The sequence below is a fragment of the Micromonospora sp. NPDC049107 genome (assembly GCF_040648595.1).
Lineage (GTDB): Bacteria > Actinomycetota > Actinomycetes > Mycobacteriales > Micromonosporaceae > Micromonospora.
This window is the reverse complement of sequence record NZ_JBEZEC010000001.1, coordinates 43,366-62,394: the sequence shown is the minus strand read 5'-3', so window position 1 is coordinate 62,394 and position 19,029 is coordinate 43,366. Positions and strand designations below refer to the sequence as shown.

The 19,029-nt window shown below is 70.5% G+C and carries 16 protein-coding genes; 4 read left to right on the top strand and 12 right to left on the bottom strand.

The window, feature by feature from the left end; all coding sequences use genetic code 11:
* Nucleotides 1-14: 14 nt before the first annotated feature.
* Entirely contained in the window at nucleotides 15-1,439 is a 1,425-nt protein-coding gene (locus AB0B55_RS00245; protein ID WP_357125706.1) for a class I adenylate-forming enzyme family protein, read from the bottom strand.
* 164 nt (nucleotides 1,440-1,603) lie between these two features.
* Between AB0B55_RS00245 and AB0B55_RS00240 the strand changes: the two genes are divergently transcribed.
* The 3 genes from AB0B55_RS00240 to AB0B55_RS00230 all read left to right on the top strand — a co-directional run bounded on the left by AB0B55_RS00240 (nucleotide 1,604) and on the right by AB0B55_RS00230 (nucleotide 5,830).
* Nucleotides 1,604-2,794, top strand: coding sequence for an MFS transporter (locus tag AB0B55_RS00240; RefSeq protein WP_357125182.1), 1,191 nt, complete (start codon nucleotides 1,604-1,606; stop codon nucleotides 2,792-2,794).
* 46 nt (nucleotides 2,795-2,840) lie between these two features.
* Nucleotides 2,841-4,133, top strand: a complete 1,293-nt coding sequence (locus AB0B55_RS00235) for an MFS transporter (protein WP_357169045.1) — start codon at nucleotides 2,841-2,843, stop codon at nucleotides 4,131-4,133.
* Nucleotides 4,134-4,216: 83 nt separating this feature from the next.
* Nucleotides 4,217-5,830, top strand: a complete 1,614-nt coding sequence (locus AB0B55_RS00230) for an FAD-dependent oxidoreductase (protein ID WP_357125176.1) — start codon at nucleotides 4,217-4,219, stop codon at nucleotides 5,828-5,830.
* 74 nt (nucleotides 5,831-5,904) lie between these two features.
* On the opposite strand, the gene AB0B55_RS00225 is transcribed toward AB0B55_RS00230, so the two are convergent.
* The 11 genes from AB0B55_RS00225 to AB0B55_RS00175 all read right to left on the bottom strand — a co-directional run bounded on the left by AB0B55_RS00225 (nucleotide 5,905) and on the right by AB0B55_RS00175 (nucleotide 17,427).
* Complete coding sequence (locus tag AB0B55_RS00225) at nucleotides 5,905-6,597, bottom strand: type 1 glutamine amidotransferase domain-containing protein (protein WP_357125173.1); 693 nt, start codon at nucleotides 6,595-6,597, stop codon at nucleotides 5,905-5,907.
* Between the two features lie 74 nt (nucleotides 6,598-6,671).
* Nucleotides 6,672-7,106: a VOC family protein gene (locus AB0B55_RS00220; RefSeq protein WP_357169042.1), complete on the bottom strand. Its 435-nt coding sequence runs from the start codon at nucleotides 7,104-7,106 to the stop codon at nucleotides 6,672-6,674.
* Nucleotides 7,107-7,222: 116 nt separating this feature from the next.
* Nucleotides 7,223-7,687, bottom strand: a complete 465-nt coding sequence (locus AB0B55_RS00215) for a hypothetical protein (protein WP_357125167.1) — start codon at nucleotides 7,685-7,687, stop codon at nucleotides 7,223-7,225.
* 138 nt (nucleotides 7,688-7,825) lie between these two features.
* Nucleotides 7,826-9,343, bottom strand: a complete 1,518-nt coding sequence (locus tag AB0B55_RS00210) for an RICIN domain-containing protein (RefSeq protein WP_357169039.1) — start codon at nucleotides 9,341-9,343, stop codon at nucleotides 7,826-7,828.
* Nucleotides 9,344-9,387: 44 nt separating this feature from the next.
* On the bottom strand, nucleotides 9,388-10,212 hold the full coding sequence (gene iolB, locus AB0B55_RS00205; RefSeq protein ID WP_357170542.1) for a 5-deoxy-glucuronate isomerase: 825 nt from the start codon (nucleotides 10,210-10,212) through the stop codon (nucleotides 9,388-9,390).
* A 45-nt stretch (nucleotides 10,213-10,257) separates the two neighbouring features.
* Complete coding sequence (locus tag AB0B55_RS00200) at nucleotides 10,258-11,442, bottom strand: glycoside hydrolase family 88 protein (protein WP_357169036.1); 1,185 nt, start codon at nucleotides 11,440-11,442, stop codon at nucleotides 10,258-10,260.
* 85 nt (nucleotides 11,443-11,527) lie between these two features.
* Complete coding sequence (locus AB0B55_RS00195) at nucleotides 11,528-12,205, bottom strand: hypothetical protein (protein WP_357169033.1); 678 nt, start codon at nucleotides 12,203-12,205, stop codon at nucleotides 11,528-11,530.
* A 5-nt stretch (nucleotides 12,206-12,210) separates the two neighbouring features.
* Complete coding sequence (locus AB0B55_RS00190; RefSeq protein ID WP_357125155.1) at nucleotides 12,211-13,107, bottom strand: carbohydrate ABC transporter permease; 897 nt, start codon at nucleotides 13,105-13,107, stop codon at nucleotides 12,211-12,213.
* On the bottom strand, nucleotides 13,107-13,970 hold the full coding sequence (locus AB0B55_RS00185) for a sugar ABC transporter permease (RefSeq protein ID WP_357125152.1): 864 nt from the start codon (nucleotides 13,968-13,970) through the stop codon (nucleotides 13,107-13,109). Before AB0B55_RS00185 ends, AB0B55_RS00190 begins: the two co-directional genes overlap by 1 nt.
* 116 nt (nucleotides 13,971-14,086) lie before the next feature.
* On the bottom strand, nucleotides 14,087-15,391 hold the full coding sequence (locus AB0B55_RS00180; protein WP_357125149.1) for an extracellular solute-binding protein: 1,305 nt from the start codon (nucleotides 15,389-15,391) through the stop codon (nucleotides 14,087-14,089).
* Nucleotides 15,388-17,427 (bottom strand): DUF2264 domain-containing protein, encoded by a 2,040-nt coding sequence (locus AB0B55_RS00175; RefSeq protein WP_357169030.1) that lies wholly within the window; start codon nucleotides 17,425-17,427, stop codon nucleotides 15,388-15,390. Before AB0B55_RS00175 ends, AB0B55_RS00180 begins: the two co-directional genes overlap by 4 nt.
* A gap of 457 nt (nucleotides 17,428-17,884) precedes the next feature.
* Here AB0B55_RS00175 and AB0B55_RS00170 point away from each other — a divergent pair, with 457 nt between their 5' ends.
* Entirely contained in the window at nucleotides 17,885-19,024 is a 1,140-nt protein-coding gene (locus AB0B55_RS00170) for a substrate-binding domain-containing protein (protein ID WP_357125143.1), read from the top strand.
* Nucleotides 19,025-19,029: the final 5 nt, after the last annotated feature.

The window sequence follows — 19,029 nt, the reverse complement described above, 5'->3', positions numbered from 1 at the left end:
CCCGTCTCGGGGCATCATGACGACGTCGGCTCGGCCGACGCGCGGCGCAACACGGCCACGTCCCGCACCAGCTTGCCGCTGGACGTACGCGGCAGCCGTTCCAGGATCTGCCACCGCAGCGGTCGCTTGTACGGGGCCAGGACGTCCTCCAACGCGGCGTCCAGCTCACGGCCGGTCAACGGCTGGTCGACGGCCGTGTACGCCTCGATGGCGCCGCCGTCGAACGTCACGACCACCTCGGTGACGCCGGGCAGGTCGAGGATGGCCTGTTCGACTTCGGTGAGGTCGACCTTGAGGCCCCCGATGGACACCTGCGAGTCGAGGCGACCGCGGATCGTGACCAGCCCCGTGGCGGGGTCGAGCGTGGCGGCGTCACGGGTGCGTAGCCAGCCGTCGGACCAGCGACTCTCGTCGACGAGCCCCACGTACGGGGTGACCGGCCGACGGACCTGCAGCTCACCGTCGACGACCCGTACGTCGATCCCCGGCGCCGGGCGTACCCCGGGCCGGTGCGCGCCGAACAGGTCGGTGGCGATGACGCCGACCTCGGTCATCCCGTACATGTTGCCCAACACGGTGTCGTAGCACTCCGCGAAGCGCTCGGGAACGCCGGGCCGGACCAGCTCGCCCGCCGTGGTCATCCGTACGAACTGCGGCAACGGCCCGGCGGGACGGCCGGCCATCAGCATTTCGAGGTGGACGGGCACGCCGATCACCGTGGTCGGCGTGGAGTCCCCCGCGATGACGCCCAGCACGCCGCCCACCGTCATCCGCTCCGGCAGCGTGAGCGTGACGCGGGCGTGCAGGGCGTAGAGCAGGCCGCCGACCAGGCCGAGCACGTGCGCCATCGACGCGAGCAGCACGAGCCGCTCGCCGGGTCGGGGCACGCCGTCGGTGAGCGTGTAGCGCTCGATCTCGGCGACGAGGTCGTCGACGGTGCGGCCGATGACCTTCGACGGGCCGGTGGACCCGGAGCTCAGCTGGATGAGGGCGTGCGGCGTCGACGCCGGCCGACCGGCCGGGCGTGCGATGACCGTCTCGTCGACGGTCACGAAGCCGCGCAGGGGCGGGAGCACGGCGTCGACGGGTTGGACGAGGAACTGTGCGCCGACCCGTTCGAGTGCCCGCTCGACCTCGCCGCGCGACAGCCGGTGGTCGAGCAGCGTCACCTGGGCCCCGATCCGCCAGGCGGCGAGCAGGTTGGCCACGTACGCCAGCGAGGAGGGCAGTCGCAGCGCTATCGCGCCGCCCGGACGCAGCCCGGCGTCGGTGAGCCGGGCCTGCCGGGAGGCCACCTCGGCGCGCAGTTGCGCCCGCGTGATCGGCATGCCGAGGACGAGGCAGGTCTCGTTGCCCGGCCCGGCCAGCAGGACGTCGTCGACCCAGCCCGTGCCGTGCGCGGGCAGATCGTGCCGGACAGCCGCCAGCGGCGAATCTATAGTGGACACAAGGCCTCCACGCTGCTCGAACGGCGGGCCGGCTCGACTCGACGGGTATGTACGTGCCGAACGGAGGAGTTTCCTCATCTGATGACATCCCGGTTCGATGAATTATATCGGCGCGGTCTCCACCGTCAAGCGCCCACCGGACGGTGGCCCCGACGGTGACGCCCCAGGTGTCGCCGTCCAGGGCCAGGGCCGTCCTCGTCACGCTCTCCCTGGCCGCGTTCGCGTTCGTCACGACCGAGCTGCTGCCGGTCGGCCTGCTGACCCACATCGCGGTCGACCTCGACCGGTCCCACTCGCGGGTGGGTCTGCTGGTCAGCGGGTACGCCGTCGTGGTCGTGCTGGCGTCCGTCCCGCTGGCCCGGCTGACCCGGCGAATCCCCCGTCGACACCTGCTCGGCGTGACGATGTTCCTGTTCGCCGCCGCGAACGGCACCGCCGCGCTCGCGCACACGTACGCCATGCTGGCCGGCGCCCGGCTCGTGACCGCTGTGGCCCAGGCGCTGTTCTGGTCCATCGCCACGGCGACGGTGATCGGGCCCTTCCCCCTCGCGGTGCGGGGCCGGGTGGTGGCGCTGTTCGGGGCCGGAGTGACGCTCGCGCCGGTGCTCGGCGTACCCCTCGGCACCTGGATCGGTCAGCAGGCAGGTTGGCGCGCGTCGTTCGCGGCGCTGGCGGGGATCGGTCTGGTGATCGCCACCGCGGTGCTCGTCCTGGTGCCCACGTACCCGCCGGACGCTGGCGGCGCGGCCCGGGGCACCGCACCGGACGGGCGGCGCTTCGCCGTGCTGCTGACCGCCACCGCCCTCGGCGTCGGCGGCTTCCTGACCCTGCAGACCTACATCGCACCGTTCCTGCTGGACGTCAGCGGCTTCACCGACGCGGCCCTGACGCCGCTGCTGTTCACCGCCGGTGTCGCGGCCGTCGTCGGCACCCTGCTCTCGGCCCGGACCCTGGACGCCCGGCCGATCGCCTCGCTGCTGACGCCGCTGGGCATCGGTACGGCCGCGCTGTTCGGCATGTACGGACTCGGCGTGCTCCGACCCGGCGCGGTCGCGTTCCTCGCCGGGCTCGGCCTCGCCTACGCGGCGTTCGCGTCCGCCGTGCAGAACCGGATGCTGCACCTGGCTCCCGGCAGCACCGACATCGCGTCGGCCGGCGTCAGCACCGCCTTCAACGTCGGCATCGCCGGCGGATCGCTGCTCGGCGGCGCCCTCCTGCCCACGTCGGGGGCGCGCGTGCTCGCGCTCGTCGGTGGACTGCTGACGCTGGCCGCGCTCCTGCTGCTCGCCCAGGACGCGAGGACATCCGCCCGGTCCGACAAACGTCAGAAACTGTCAACTGGCTGACGTCAGGATGTCCCCGCACGACATCCCTGCGCGAGGACAAGGCTCCATGACCACGTCAGAGAACAGCACCCGGCTCCAGCCGGCGCATCCCGACGTCCACGGCGATCCGGACGAACCCCAGCAGAACGCTCCAGCGCAGCGGGCTACCGCCGCTCGGCCTGGTCCCCGCCCGGCACTGACCCTCCTCGCGCTGGCGCTGGGCACCTTCGCCATCGGCACCGGCGAGTTCGGCAGCAACGGGATCCTGCAACTCTTCGCCGCGGACCTGGGCGCGTCCATCCCGGTCGCGACGTACGCGATCAGCGCCTACGCCTTCGGCGTCATGATCGGCTCACCGGCGATCACGCTTCTCGCGGCGCGCGCCAACCGCCGTACCCTCCTGCTGGGTCTGATCACGTTGTTCCTGGTCGGCAACGTCCTGTCCGGCCTGGCCCCGAACATCGCGACCCTCGTCGTCTTCCGCTTCATCACGGGAAGCGTGCAGGGCGCGTTCTTCGGCGCGGGGGCGGTCGTCGCCGCGTACGTCTACGGTCCCGGCAAGGGTGGCCGGGCCTTCGCCACCGTGATGGGCGGCCTGACGGTGGCCACCATCCTCGGCTCGCCGCTCGGCACCCTCGTCGGCCAGCAGGCCGGGTGGCGGGCGACCTACTGGACCGTGGTCGGCCTGGGGCTGCTGGCCGGCGCGGCGCTCCTGGGGTGGCTGCCGCGCACCGACGACCTGCACGGCGGCGCGGTGGCGCACGAACTCGCCGCCCTCCGGCGACGCGAGGTCTGGCTCATGGTCGCGGTCGCGGCGCTCGGCATCTCCAGCATCTTCGCCGTCTACACCTTCATCGGGCCGTTCGTCACCGACGCGGCACGGGAGAGCACGTCGCTGATTCCGGTCGCCCTGGCCGTCTTCGGACTCGGCATGGCGTTCGGGAACTACTTCGGCGGTCGCGCCGCCGACCACGACGGCAGCCGACCGCTGATCTACGGGTTCAGCTACGTCCTCGTGCTGCTCGTGGCCATCGGGCTCGCCGGCCGGGAGATTCTGATCCTCATGCCGGCGCTGTTCGGCGTCGGCGCGACCATGATGTTCGCCATTCCCGCCATCCAGGTACGGCTGACCCAGTTCGCACCCGACGCGCCGACCCTGATGGGCGCGCTCAACCTGGCCGCCCTCAACCTCGCCAACTCGCTCGGCGCGATCGGCGGCGCCGTCGCCCTCGGCGTCGGCTGGGGAACCCTCTCCACGGTGTGGGCGGGATTCGTCCTCACCAGCGCCGGCCTGGTCCTCTACCTCACCACCGTCGGTCGGCCCCGGCGAACCGTCGCGGCCGCGACGCCCCGGCCATGAACACGGCCCGAGGTGAGTGACACGACGCGGCGAACTCAGTGCCGATCCACTCCTCGTCAACACGGGGCACCTACCGTTCGACTGTGAGCACCCGAGACGCCGACGGTCCTGTCCTCGACGCGGAGCAGTTCGACCGCCTCGCCAGCTACGGCGCCGAGGAGGAGGTGCGTCAGGGCCAACACCTGTACGCCGCCGGCGACAGCACCTACGACTTCTTCCTGCTGCGTACGGCGACCGCCGAGGCGGTCCGCAACGCGACGGCGCTGGAGCCCGAACGGCTGATCTACCGGCGTGGACCGGGCGAGTTCCTCGGCGAACTGAGCCTGCTGACCGGGCAGCAGGTGTTCCTCACGGTCCGCGTCGTGACGGCCGGGACGGTCGTCCGGATCACCGCCCCCGAGCTGCGCCGAGTGCTCGCCGACCAGGTCGACATCGCCGACGTGCTGATCGAGACCTTCCGGGCCCGGCGCGAGCTCATGCGCGGCGTGGCCGGCAACGCCCTGGAGATCGTCGGTCGGCCGCACGTGGCCGAGTCGCTGGAGCTGCGGACGTACGTGAACCAGATGCTCCTCCCGCACACCTGGCTCGACGCGGCGTCGCTGCCCGGGCGGGCGCTCCTGCGGGCGGAGGACGTCGGCGCGGACGACCTTCCGGTCGCGGTCACCAGCAACCGCGTACTGCGTCGCGCCACTCCCGGCACGGTCGCCGAGGCCCTCGGTCTGACCTACGTCGCCACGGCGCGCGACCCCGACCTGGTCGTGGTCGGCGCCGGACCGGCCGGGCTGGCCGCGGCGGTGTACGCCGCCTCCGAGGGTCTCGTCACGGTGCTGCTGGACGGCACCGGCCTGGGCGGCCAGGCGGCCAAGAGCGCGCGCATCGAGAACTACCTCGGCTTCCCCGAGGGGGTCAGCGGCGAGCAGTTGGCCCGGCTGGCGATGCTCCAGGCGCTGAAGTTCGGCGTTCAGATCTACGCGCCGTGCGCGGTGGTCGGCCTCGACGTCTCCGACCAGAGGCGTCCGGTCGTGGAATTGGCGGACGGCACCCGGATCGGGACGTCCGCGGTCATCGCGGCCACCGGAGCGCGGTACCGACGCCTCGACATCGAGCGGTGGGCGGAGTTCGAGCAGAGCGGCTGCGTCCGGTACGCGGCTACCGAACTGGACGTGCGTGGGTACGAGTCCCAGCCGGTCGCCGTGCTGGGCGGCGCCAATTCGGCCGGGCAGGCCGCGCTCTCCCTGGCCGCGCGCGGCTGCTCCGTACACCTGGTGGTGCGCGCGGCCGACCTCGGAGCCAAGATGTCGGCGTACCTGACCGACCGGATCCGGGCCGATCCCAGGATCACCGTCCACACCGGCAGCACCCTGCGGGAGCTGCACGGAGAGGACACCCTGACGGCGATCGTCGTGGCGAAGGAGGGTGATCCCACGCGGTTGGACTGTCGAGGGCTGTTCTGCTTCATCGGCGCCGAACCGGAGTCCGGATGGATGACGGGCATCGCGACGGACGACAGCGGTTTCGTGCTGACCGACAGCCGACTGCCTCCCGGCACGCACGACGCGCCGCTGCCGTTCCAGACCAGCTCCGCGCGCGTCTTCGCGGTGGGCGACATCCGCTCCGGCTCCACCAAGCGGGTGGCGACCGCCGTCGGGGAGGGGGCCGGTGCGGTCTCCGCGGTGCACACCGTGCGGTCCCGCTGACTTCGCCGACGGCGTTGCCACCCGACGACGCCGTCCGGCGGGCGGTGGCACCCGCCGGACGGAGGTCACGGCTGCTACCCGTCGCTACGGCCCACCAGGGACATCAACTGATCCGCCGCCGGCCCTGAGGACGCCGGGTTCTGGCCCGTGACGAGCAACCCGTCGCTCACCACGTACGGCTCGAAGTTGCCCGCCCCGGAGAAGTCGGCGCCCTTCGCGACCAGCTCGTCCTCGACGAGGAAGGGCACGACCTTCGTCAGGCCCATGTACTCCTCCTCGCTGTCGGTGAAGCCGGTGACCCGCCGGCCGGCCACCAGAGGCTCGCCGTCGGGCGTCACGCAGTGCCGCAACACCCCCGGGGCGTGGCACACCAGCGCGATCGGCTTGCCCGCCGCGACGACCTGCTCGATCAGCCTGATCGACGTGTCGTCCTCGGCGAGGTCCCACAGGGGTCCGTGGCCGCCCGGGTAGAAGACGGTGTCGTAGTCCGCGACGGCGACCGAGTCGAGCCGTACCGTCGCCCCCAGCTGGCGTTCCGCCTCGGCGTCCGCGGTGAACCGGCGGGTCTGGTCGGTCTGGAAGTCCGGCTCGTCGCTCTTCGGGTCCAGCGGCGCCCGTCCGCCCTGCGGCGAGGCGAGCGTCACCTCCCAGCCGGCGTCCCGGAAGCGGTAGTAGGGCGTGGCCAGCTCCTCCAGCCAGAACCCGGTCTTGCGGCCGGTGTCACCGAGCTGGTCGTGCGAGGTCAACACCATCAGAACCTTGGTCATGTTCCACTCCTTGAATCATCGGGCCGGCACCGCCCCGTCCGTCGCGTCGGCGGTCATACCCACGGTCCGGCGGCTCAGACGCCGAAGGCGACAACTTCGAGCTGGATGTTGTCGATGTCCCGGAAGACGACGGTCGAGTAGCGGAACGGCTCCCTCGCGGTCTGGATGCCGGAGTGCGCGACGCCCAGGCTGTCGAGCCAGGCGGACCAGGCCTCAAGCCCCTCGCGCGTCTCGACGTTGAGGGAGAAATGGTCGAGGCCGGTACGGACCTCGTTGAACTCCTCGCCCTGGTTGCCCTCGTTGTGGTGCAGACCGATGGAGAAGCCGGTGCGCGGATCGATGACCAGCTCGGCGTACCCGGTCCACTCCCGCCCGTAGTGCGGAAGCTTGCCGTCCGCGGGCGTGGCCTGGAAGACCTTCTGGTACCAGGCCACGCTGGCCTCGAGGTTTCGGACGGTGAAAGCGACGTGGTGCACGCCGCTGAACGACGGTGGGGTGACGTCGGCCATGAGGGCTCCTTTGTGCGGTGCGAAAAACGCTGCACCTGGAGTTGTAGGCAACGCCAGTTGAGGAGCACTTGACAGGAGCTGGACAACCGCCGGGCGAACCGCCGACCCGCACCGGCTCAGACGTCGGCCTGCGCGTCGCAGAGCACGTCGATGTGCACGATCCTGGACGTGCCGTCGCGCACCGCCTGCTGTTGGCTGCTGTTCAGGTCGTCATCGAGGTAGGCCACCGCCTTGGTCCGGTCCCGGATCTCGTACACCGTCACCCGACAGGCACCGGTGTCCGCGTCGCTGCCCTCGCCGGTGGCCAGGTAGTCGTAGAACAGGTACGACAGGTCCGTACCACCCGGGCTCAGGGTGAGGCCGGGCGCGGTGACCACCGGAACCTCGTCGCCGGCCGGCCCGAGATAGGACTGACCCTCGCCGTTCGAGTACGTGGTCTTGACCAGCGTGAATCCCTCGACCCGTATGTGGTCGGCGTATCGCTGCGTCTCATTGCCGTCGCCACAACCGGCAGCCGTGACGGCCACCAACGCGGCCGTCAGCGCGTACCGGGCCCGGCGGGACACCGACGTCAGGAACACGTGCACACTCCCGGGTGAGGACCGGCCGATCGGCCGTCCGATGATAGCGCCCGACGACCGTGGCGCAGGTCGTCGCGACGGCACGCACCCCCGGCTCCGGTCGACAGCTCGGAGCCGGGGGTGCTGCCGGGTGGGTTGTCAGACGGTCGTCCGCGTCCACTGTTGGTTGGTGCCGTTGTTGCAGGTGTATTGCTTGATGATGGTGCCGTCGGTGGTCGAGGCGGCGGGGACGTCGAGGCATTTGCCGCTGTGGCGGGCGCGGAGTTGGAAGTAGCTGCCGTTGGTGATCATCTGGAATTGTTGGTTGGTGCCGGTGCCGCAGGTGTACTGGATCAGGTCGGCGTTGTCGGCGGTGGAGGCGCCGACGATGTCGAGGCATTTACCGCTGTTTTTGCTGACGATGCGCCAGTAGCCGCTGCCGGCGTCCTGGAACTGCCACTGTTGCGCGGGGCTGCCCGTGTAGGGGTATTGGGCGATGCGGGTGCCGTTGTCGGCGGCCGGCGCTTGGACGGTCATCGTCTTGCCGCTGTGTCGGGCGTCGAGGCGGTAGGTGGTGCCGGTGCTCGGTGGTGGCGTGGTGGGATCGCCGCCGACGGTGTCGCCCCAGGCGTAGCGCAGCCGGTCGGCGCCGGAGGTGTTGCGAACGGTGAGGTTGAGGTCGGTGCCGCCGCCGCTGAGCGCGTACATCGAGTACCAGTCGTAGCCGATGCTGCCGGGTTTGCCGCCCAGGGCGGGCCAGTAGGTGCCGCCCATCTGGTTGTCCCGCATGACCTGGGCCATCGCGCGGATGTACCGCACGAAGTTGTCGGTGCTGTTCGGGTCGGCGTAGTTACGGCCGTCGTTCATGGGCGCGCCGAACTCGGTCGCGACCGCCCGCGCCGCGCAGGAGCCCAGGCGGGTCTGGATGTGGCTGCGGAACGCGTCGTAGGTCATCGCACCGTAGAAGAACGCGTAGTAGTGGAACGACAGCAGCGTGCCGCTGAACCGGCTGTCGGTACACAGATCCCGCAGATCCTGACTGAACCCGGTACCCCCGATCAGCACCCGCCCGGGCGGGGCCGCCGAGTGCGCGGTGAGCCAGTTCGCCGCCACGGTCCGCCACTCGGCCGAGGAGTAGCCGTGCGGCTCGTTCATCGGCTCGAAGTACACGTTCGGATTCGATGCGTACGCCGTGATCACCGTGGACCACATCGCGTTCCACGCCCCCAGGTTCGTGATCCGCCCGCCCGAGGCCGCCCCGTCCTCCCAATACGCCAGGATCACCTTGAACCCCCGAGCGGTCGCCGCGTCGATCGCCCCCCGGTACGCCTCCCACCACGCGGTGCCGACGGTGTGCGTGTTGACCGGCAACCGAACGGTGTTCACCCCCAACGTGGCGGCCATGTCGTCATACAACGAGGTGGCCTTGGCCCGCACCGTCGCGTTGCTGTCCGACATACTCAGACCCTGCACCACCAACGGACCGGTGCTGAAGTTGTCCCCCAACACCGCCCAGTTCATCCCCCGAAACTGACTCGTCGCGGCGGCGGCCGGCGCGGACACCACCACCACCCCACCCACCAGCGCCGTCAACGCGGCCACCAGCGCGACCAGGAGTCGGCGCGGCGACCGGGTGCTCCGCGATACGTGGCCGTGGAACAGTCTGCTCCGCTTCATGACGTGTCCAATCAACGTGGGAAGAGAATCGGCGTTTTCCATCGCTACAGGCCCAAGCTGCGCAGGGTCGGTACGGTCTGGCCCACCCAGGCGAGCGCGGCGTCTTCGCGGGCGCCCTGGGTGCGCTGGGTGCCGGCCAGGAACCACAGGAAATAGGTGGTGTAGCCGGGCGCGCTGACCACGGTGTGGTACCCCTCGGGCATCATCTGCATCACGTGCTCGCGGATGGTGACGTTCTCCTCGTACCCGTCGTCGGTATAGACCCGGCTGATACCGAACCCGTCCGCCGGGTTGACGCGGTAGTAGTACATCTCCTCGTGCGCGGCCTCGGCGGGCAGGTCGTCGATTCTGTGCCGGTGCGGCGGGTAGGTGCTCCAGTTGCCCGAGGGCGTGTAGGTCTCGCCGACGATGAGCCGGCGGGCGGGCAGGTCCGGCTGGGAGATCTCGGTGAGGATCTGGTGGTAGGTGCGGCCGAAGTTGGCCGCTCCCCAGCGTCCGCTGACGACCTGTTCCGGCGCGATGACATAGGGGTCGGTGCTCAGGTCGCTGGGGGCGCTGGGGAGGGCGATCTCCACGTCGGTGACCGCCTCGACTGTCACCGAGGAGCCGGCCGGGAGGTAGACCGAGTGCGGCTTGCCGGAGAAGACGTCCGGACGCCCACCGACCTGTGGGAAGTGGCGGCCGGCGACGGTGAAGCTGGCCGTGCCACCGAGGATGACGGCCAGGATCTCCCGGTCACCGGACTCGCCGGTCCAGGACTCGCCGGCCGACAGCCGCAGCAGGGTGAAGTCCAGCAGCCGGCAGGGATTGAAGGGCAGCGTGTTCCGGCCGTCGACGGCGGGGATGGCGCAGTGGTAGCGGTAGTCCATGGTCACCTTTCGAAGGATGCGGACGGTGCGGGTCGATCGCGGTGGTCACCAGGGGCTGGTCCAGCCAGGGATCGTGGCGCGGGTGAGGGCTTCCAGGTAGAAGTAGTCGCCCCACAGGGTTCCCTCGTCGACGCCGATGCCCTTGGGTTTGTCGTACACGCCGTGCAGGATCAGCGCGTTCGAGACCGGGTGGCCGCCGGTGGAGTAGCGGGCGATGAGCGAGCGCAGGATCTCCGCGGCGGCGGTCCGGTACCGGTCGGCGCTGGCCGTGTCGGTGACGCCGTCGGCGAGTTCGACCAGGCCGCAGGCGGCGATGGCCGCGGCCGAGCTGTCCCGCTCCTGGCCGCTGCCGTCGCCGAACTCCAGATCCCAGTATGCGACATGGTCGTCGGGCAGGTGGGCGAGGAAGCGGTCGGCGCAGGTCCTCGCGGCGGCAAGCAGCGCCGGGTCGCCGATGTGCCGGTGGTTGAGGCTGAACCCGTAGATGCCCCATGCCTGCCCACGCGCCCAGCAGGAGTGGTCGGAGTGGCCCTGTTCGGTTTCCCCGCGGAGCGGCACACCGCTGTCCGGGTCCCAGTAGAAGGTGTGGAAGGTGGTGCCGTCCGGACGCAGGATGTGCTGGCGCAGCTGGGCGGTGTGCCGGCGGGCCGCGGCGGCGTAGCGGTCGTCGCCGGTGGTCTGGCTGGCCCAGAAGAGCAGCGGCGTGTTCATGAGGCTGTCGATGATCGTGCGGCCACGTTGGCGGGGGTCGTTCAGGTCGCCCCAGGCCTGGATGATTCCGGCGGGTTCGAGGACGCGCGTCATCAGGTGGTCGGCGGCGGCGAGGGCCGCGCCTCGGGCCCGCGGGTCACCGGTACGGCGGGCCGGGGTGACGCAGGCGAGGGTGTAGAGGAACCCGAGGTCGTGGGTGTCCAGGTCGATGCCGCGGGTGATCCGGGCCGCGAAACTGTCCACGTGGGAGAGCGCGGCCCGCTGGTGGCGCTCCGCTCCGGTCAGGTCATGTGCCAGCCAGAGCATCCCGGGCCAGAAGCTGGTGGTCCAGCCGACGTTGGCGCCCTCGGGCTGGCCTCCGCTCGCTGGCCGCAGCGGGTAGCGGTTGGCGGCGGTGGTGTCGGCGGGGTACCGGTCGCCGAAGGCGGCGATGTTCGCGTCGACCGTGCGGATCGCGGCGGCCACCGCGGCCGCCGTGGCTTCTGCGTCGGAGTTGGGACGGACGTCGGTCGCCGTCATGGATGCTGTTCTCCCTCGTGGGTACGGTCCGGTGCCGGGCAGGTGCGGTTGTCGGCGTCCCGGCGCGGTGGCCGGAACGCGGTGCTCAGGTGCTCTGCGGTGCGGTCGCCGGTGGGTCGAGGGCGGCGCGCAGGGTGAAGCGGCTGTTGGCCCACACGACGTAGAGCAGTGGCGCGGCGGCGAGGCCGAGCGCGATCGCGGGGCGGGCGGCCAGGATCCGTGCGAGCAGCACGAGGACGAGCAGAGACACGGCGGTGAGGTACCACCGGCGCACCGCCAGATACCCGCAGGCGCGGGCCACCTCACGCAACCGCGCGGTGGGTCGCTCGGCGACGGTCACCAACCCCAGCAGCGTGGTGGCGACGGTGAGGACGATCAGGGTCGCCAGCACCGGCAGGGCGAGTGCCCCGACCCGGTGGCCCCAGGCGGCGCGGGCGTCGACGACGAGCACGACCAGGGCCGCCATGGCTGCCGCCGTCCAGAGCATCGCCGGCCGGGCGGTGGCCCGCCAGGCGCGGCCGTAGGTGCGCAGCACGCCGCCGGTGTCGCCAGCCGAATAGGCGGACATGACCGCGAAGACCGCACAAAGCCCGGGCGCGCAGAGCGGGGCGGTCAGCGCGTACAGCGGCCAGGAGCGCGCCGCCTCGGTGGTGAACGCGAGCGTCACCAGGGGCAGGCAACCGAGCACCAGCAGCAGGTTGCTGACGAGCGCGACGTAGACCCCGTCGAAGACGGCGGTGAGGGTGTGGTGGCGCGAACGCATGGGCCTCAACCCTTCAGTCCGGTCGTGGCGATGCCCTCGATGAAGTAGCGCTGGCCGAGCAGGAAGATGACCGCGACGGGCAACACGGACAGCACCGAGCCCGTCATGATCAGCGCGTACTCGGCGTTGTACTGGGAAATGAAGGTGTTCAGACCCAACTGGATGGTGCGCAGCTCCGGACTGCGCAGGTAGATCAGCGGGCCGAGGTAGTCGTTCCAGGTGGTCACGAACGTCAGCAGGGCCAGGCTGGCCAGCGCCGGTCGGGACAGCGGCAGCATGATCCGTCGGTAGATGCCGAACTCGCCGAGCCCGTCCACCCGCGCCGACTCGCTCAGCTCCTCGGGGATCGTCTCGTAGAACTGCTTCATCAGGAACACGCCGAACGCGCCGAACGCCTGTAACGCGACGATCGACCACAGCGTGTTCGACAACTGCAACTTCGACATGAGGATGAACTGCGGAATCATGTACGACTGCCAGGGCACCGCGATCGTCCCGACGTACGCCAGAAAGAGCGCATTGCGGCCGGGAAAGCGGACCCGGGCGAAGCCGTAGGCGGCGAAGCTGCCGGTCACCACCTGCAGGAGGCTGACGACCACCGACAGCAGCAGCGTGTTTCCCAACCAGGTCGTCATGTCCGAGCGCTGCCAGATGTCCAGGTAGTTTCGCCACACCACGGGATCGGGGAGCCAGGTGATCGGGATGGTGAAGACGTCGCTGTTGGTCTTCAACGACGCCACCACCATCCAGTAGAACGGAAGCAGCAGCGCGGCCGCCGCGAGCACGAGGGCGGCGTACCCGACGAGCCGCCAGCCCCGGGACCGGACCGGCCGGCCGGGCGCGCTGCGGTTGCCGGGCGCGGCGACGGCCGGGGTGGGCAGGGAGAGGTCGGTCGCGGTCATCAGCTGTTCCTCCGCTTGTTGACCATGAACTGGATGACCGTGATGCCGAAGCAGATGGCGAACAGGACGATGGAGACCGCCGAGGCGTAGCCGAACTGGTTCTCCTCGAAGCCCTTCTGGTAGATGTACTGCGAGAGCACCAGTGTCGACTGGCCCGGTCCGCCGCCGGTCATCACGAGGATGAGGTCGAAGACCTTGAAACTTTCGATGGTGAGCAGCACGGTGACGAAGAAGGTGGTGTGTCGTAACCCGGGGAGGGTCACGTGCACGAACCGCTGCCACGGTGTGGCGCCGTCGGTCTCGGCCGCCTCGTAGAGCTGGGCCGGGATGGTCTGCAGGCCGGCCAGGAACAGCAGCATGTAGTAACCCATGTACCGCCAGGTGCCGACGATGATGACCGCCGGCATCGACCAGGTCGACGACGTGGTCCAGCCCGGCGCACTGTCCACCCCGAGGGCGCCGAGCAGCGCGTTGATCGGGCCGTACTCCGGGCTGAACAGCTGGTTCCAGACGATCGCGATCGCCACGATCGAGGTGATGTAGGGGAAGAAGGCGACGGTGCGGAAGAACCGTACGCCGCGCAGTTTGCGGTTGAGCAGCAGCGCCAGCCCGAGTGCCGCCGCGAGGGTCAGCGGGATGTGGAAGACGGTGTAGTAGACGGTGTTGCGCAGCGCGGTCCAGAAGCTCGCGTCGCCCCACATTCGCCGGAAGTTGGCGGTGCCGGTCCACTCGGCCGCCCCGAAGACGTTCCAGCTGGTGAAGGCCACGTAGAACAGCACGACGACGGGTAGCAGGGTGAGCACGGCGAAGCCGACGAAGTTGGGCAGGATGAACGACCAGCCGGCGACCGTGTTGCGCGACACCAGCCGCCGGTTCCTGGGTCTCGTGCGCGGCAATGTTGCCATAGGGAGTCTCCGGAAGCGTTCGGCATGGTGGCGGGACCGGCGTACGACGCAGGCGCGCCGGGCCCGCCATCAGCTCACTGGTTGAGGACCTCGTTCTTGGCACGGGTCTGCGCCTTGCTCAGCTCCGCGTCGACGCCCTTGCCGTCGGAGAGGATCGCCGAGTGCGTCTCGTTGAGGAGGTTCTGCAGGCCGGCGGTGTGCTTCGACACCGGGTTCTCCGGCTTGACCGTGTGCTTCGCGTAGGCGAACTTCGACAGGTCGTCCTGCGGTACACCGTCCAGCCCGAACAGCGTCGCGGTGACCGCATCGGTGACCTGGGCCGGGGTGATGCCGATCCCGGCCAGCGCCTTGGCGGCATCCGGACCGGCCGCGTACTGGAGGAAGGCCTTGGCCGCGGCGGTCTTGGACTTGCTGATCTTCGGGTTGATCCCCAGGCCGGTCGGGTCACCGAAGGTGACCGGCGTGGCGGAGGTGCCGGTGGTGGACTTGTCGAACTGCGGCGCCGGGGCGATCCCCCACTGGAACGTGTCGGCGTCACCGCTCTTGCGCTGGTTGAGCAGCGTGGCCACGTACCAGGTGCCCATCAGCAGCATCGCCGACTGCTGCTTGCCGAACTGCGCCTGGTAGGTGAGCTTGTTGGTCTTCGCGGTGCCGAAGGTCGGCTGCGCGCCGGCCGCCTGCAGGTCCAGTGACCGCTCGTAGTACGGCTTCAGGTAGCCGAAGTTCCCGGAGAGCAGGTCCGCGTTGGGGGTCTGGGCGAGCGCGAATCCCTGCACCGTCGACTGGAAGGTGTGCTGGTACGCGCCGGTCGCGTTCGAGCCGGCCCCCTTCAGCCCGGTGTGCAGCCGCTTCGCCGCGTCGGTGTAGTCGTCCCAGGTCCAACTGCCGTCCGGCGGCGCCACCTTCGCCTTCGCGAACAGGTCCTTGTTGTAGAACAGCACCCACGCGTCCTGCCGGTACGGCATCGCGTACGCCTTGCCGTCCACCTGGTACGACGCGAGCGCCGGGCTCGAGCCGAGACCGGAGGTGGCGTCGGAGACGTCGAGCAGCTGACCACCGCTCTGGTATGTGTAGAAGTTCTTGAGGCTCTTCATGACGTAGACGTCCGGGGCGGTGCCGGCGGCCAGATCCGTGATCATCTGGGTGTCGTAGTCGTTGCCCGGGGCGTACTCCTTGAGCTCCACCGTCACGTTCGGGTGGGTCGCCTTGAAGCCGTCGGCGAGCGTCTTGAACTCGGGCGTGGACGACAGGGTCCAGCCGGCCAGGGTGATCGTCACCGGGGCGTTGGGGTCGACTGGCTCGTCTCCGCCGCCGCAACCGGCGAGAACAAGCGTCAGGGCCGCCGCGGCGCTGATGACGGCCGGTATCGCACGCTTCATCCCTTTCTCCTTAGGTTAAGGGGCCCGGACGGGCCCGCACTGCTACCAGGCACCCGGGCGGGCCCGGCATGCTCCGTGTCCAGACGGGTCGACGTGCTGATCCCGTCGGGCCAGTCGACCGCCAGGTGGAGGCCGTCGGCGTTCTCGTCGGCCACGACCCGGCCCGCCTGCCCGACAGTGGCTGCCGACACCCCGGACAGCTCGATGAAGGCGGCGACCCAGCAGCCGGGCCGGACGGGGTGGTCCAGCCAGGGCACCACCAGCCCGCCGGCCAGCGGTCCGCCGTGCGGAACGGCGCTGGCGCCGGCCGTTCCGTCCCCGCGAACGCTGTCGAGCCGGCTGGTCAGGCCGGCCCCGGTCACGGTCACCGCCCGCTCGCCGACGGTCGCCGTCGCGTCCCCGGCAATGGCCCAGCCGCCGATCCGCAGCCGCAGCGCGGCCGCCTCGACACCGTCGGCGAGGTCGTCGACGCGGGTCAGACGTAGCTCCCAGGGGCCACGGACCAGGGAGTACACCGTGAGGTGCCCGGCCGGTCGGGACGAGCCGAGATGGCCGCCGCCGTGATCGCGCTGACCTGGATCCGGGTCGACCCAGTGGGCGAGGGCACGTGATCCGGCCACCCCCACGCCGTCGCTGTCGACGTGCACGGTCAGCTGACGCATGCCGGCGCGGTGGGTGACCCGGCCGGCGTCGTCGACGAGAGTGACCGACTGGTCGAGCGGACTGGCCCAGCCGCTGTCGTCGAGGACGGGGCTGGTGGCGGTGGAGTAGCCCAGTCGCGCGTAGAGCGGGGAATCTCCGACGGTGGCGCCCTCGACGGCGTGGTCGGTGCCGTGGTTGACGACGCGGACGATGCCGTCGGCGCGGGTGCCGGAGACGAGCCAGCCCGGCGCGTGTATCGCCCGCACCGTATTCCGCTCCTCGACCGGCAGCGGCTCCTCAGAAGCGGTCCACACCGGATGGTCGGTGGGTAGCGCGATGCCGAGCAGGCCCTTGCTGGCCCAGTACGGCGAGCCCGGCCCGGAGTACGACTGGGCCAGTCGCGGCCACGGCCGGTGCCAGCCGAGGGTGAGCAGACCTCGTTCGTCCAGAGCCCCGTTAGCGACGAAGTGGCGCACGATGCGGGTGGCCGCGCCGCGCAGCTGGCCGAGGCTGACCGAGGGCACGCCGGCGATCGCGCCGACCCAGAACGGCGCCGCCGCGGCGAAGCGGTAGATCAGGCTTCGTCCCTGGATCAGCGGTGACCCGTCGGTGCCCACGAGCGCCACCGCGTCGCTCAGGAAGCGGTCGAGGCTGGCCAGGTCCCGATCGCGGCGCTGCTCGGCCAGGTCCGCGGCGCCGGCCATTCGGGCCCACAGCGTCGGATACAGGTGCAGGGCCCAGCCCACGTAGTGGTCGTACGCCCGGTGCGGCCCGTCGGACATCCAGCCGTCCGCGCGGGCGAAGCTGTCGTGCGTGCGCAGGTCCGCGGCCATCTCGTCGAGCGAGTGCGGCCCACCCACCGAACGCAGGAACGTCTGTACGACCAGCCGGAACCAGACCCAGTTGATCTGTGGATACGTGTCGTCGCCGACCGCCGGGCGCAGGTAGTCGACTACCCGCTCGTGCACCGCGGACGGCATCCGGTCCCAGATCCACGGGCGGGTCATGTCCAGGACCAGCGCGATGGAAGCGGCTTCCACCTTCGCCTGGGGGTGCTCGTCCAAGCGCACCCAGCGGTCCGGGGAGGTCGGGTCGGTGCCGGCGGCGATACCGGCCGCGTACCGGTCGGCCAGCTCGTCCAGGCCCACTCCCCTGGCCCCCGCGAGGCGGAAGCCGGCCAGCAGGAAGGTGCGGGCGAAACCCTCAAGGCCGTCGACGGCCCGCCCGTAACCGCCCTCGGCACCGGGAAGGTTGACGAGAGCGTGGCCGGGCGACGCGAACGGCCGGACCGCGGCGAGCATCCGGTCGGCGAGGGCCAGCCAGTCGTCCCGGCTCCAGGTCGCGGCATCCGAGGCCGTCCCCGGCGTTGACCGGCCGGCCGTCCCGGACGTCATCGCAGATCCTGTCGCATCGGTCCGTCTCCATGGAGGGTGGCGAGCGGGGCGTTGCCGGGAATGTGACGCTCCGGCTTCCGCAGGGTTTCCGAAGTAAAACGCTCACATCAGATCAAGTCAATGCTGTTCTCAAACCAGACGAACACATACGATCAAAAGGACACACGCTGTCACCCGGATCGACTGCGGCCGGAGCTGTCGATGCCCTGCCCCCAGCGCGCACATATGCCTCAATCCTGCAGTCTTCGATCGTTCCGCCGGCTTGCGGTCGCCGCCGTACAGCGACTCAACGGCGTCTTCAACGCCATAACTGATCTGATACGATCAGAACCGCTCACAGCCGCTCGGGCAGCCGAGGGCCATGGCCGTCGCGCGCCGCCGCGTTCAGCCCGGTTGGCAAGCTCGTCGTCACGGCGCGATACCTTTCGCCGCACGAAGCGTTCCTCGGAGGTCCCCAATGACCAAGGACAGTCCTGTCGTCGCCACGGCGGAGACTTCCCGCGCGCCGCTTCAGGTCGCCCGCCGCCAGCAACTGTTGGCAGCGCTGCAGCGCGACGGCTCGATGCGCATCTCCGACCTGTCGCACGTGCTGGGCGCCGCGCCGGTCACCATCCGGCGCGACATCGCGGAGCTCGCCGCCGAAGGGTTGGTTCGCCGGGTCCACGGTGGAGTCGCCCTGATCCTGCCGGACGACGTCCCGGCAACCGAGGAGCCGCCCGACGCGGGCCTGAACCCGCTCGTCGGGCGCGCGGTCGGCATGCTCGTGCCCTCGTTGGACTACTACTGGCCGGACGTGGCGCGCGGTGTCGAGGGCGCCGCCCGCGAGCTGGACATGCGCGTGGTGCTGCGCGGCTCCTCGTACGACACCGAGGACGACCAGCCACAACTGGCCCGCCTGGTGGGGCGGATGGACGTGGACGCGCTGATCATCGCGCCGAGCATGGACGCGCCGACCGCCGAACGCACCATCGAGTGGCTCGACCAGGTCGGCGTCCCGGTCGTCCTGCTGGAACGCACCGCCACGGTGGGCAGCCATCACGCTGTCATGGAGTCGGTGGTCACCGACCACGCGCTCGGTGCGGCCATGGCCGTACGCCACCTCACCTCGCTCGGGCACCGCAAGGTCGGCCTGGTGCTCGACGCCAACAGTCCCACCAGCCAGCACGTGCGGCGTGGCTGGCTCGACGCCACGACCGAGTGCGGCCTCGATCCGAATGCGACAGTGGTGGCCGTGGCACCCGATACCCGGTCACCGGAGCGGGACACGGTCCTCGACGACGTGCTCGACCGGTGCCGGGCGACCGGAACGACGGCGCTGCTGGTGCACGCCGACGCCGAGGCGATCGCTCTGGTGCAGCACTGCGAGGAGCGGCAGCTGTCCGTTCCCGGCGACCTCTCCATCGTGGCGTACGACGACGAGGTCGCCGGTCTCTTCAGCCCGCCGCTGACCGCGATCCGACCGCCGCGACGCTCGATCGGACGCGCTGCCGTGCGTCTCGTCGCCGACCGGCTCGCCGACCCCGACCGCCCCACCCACCGGGTCGTCATCAGTCCGTCGCTGCGGGTCCGGGGGTCGACCGCGCCGCCACCCGCGTAACGGGT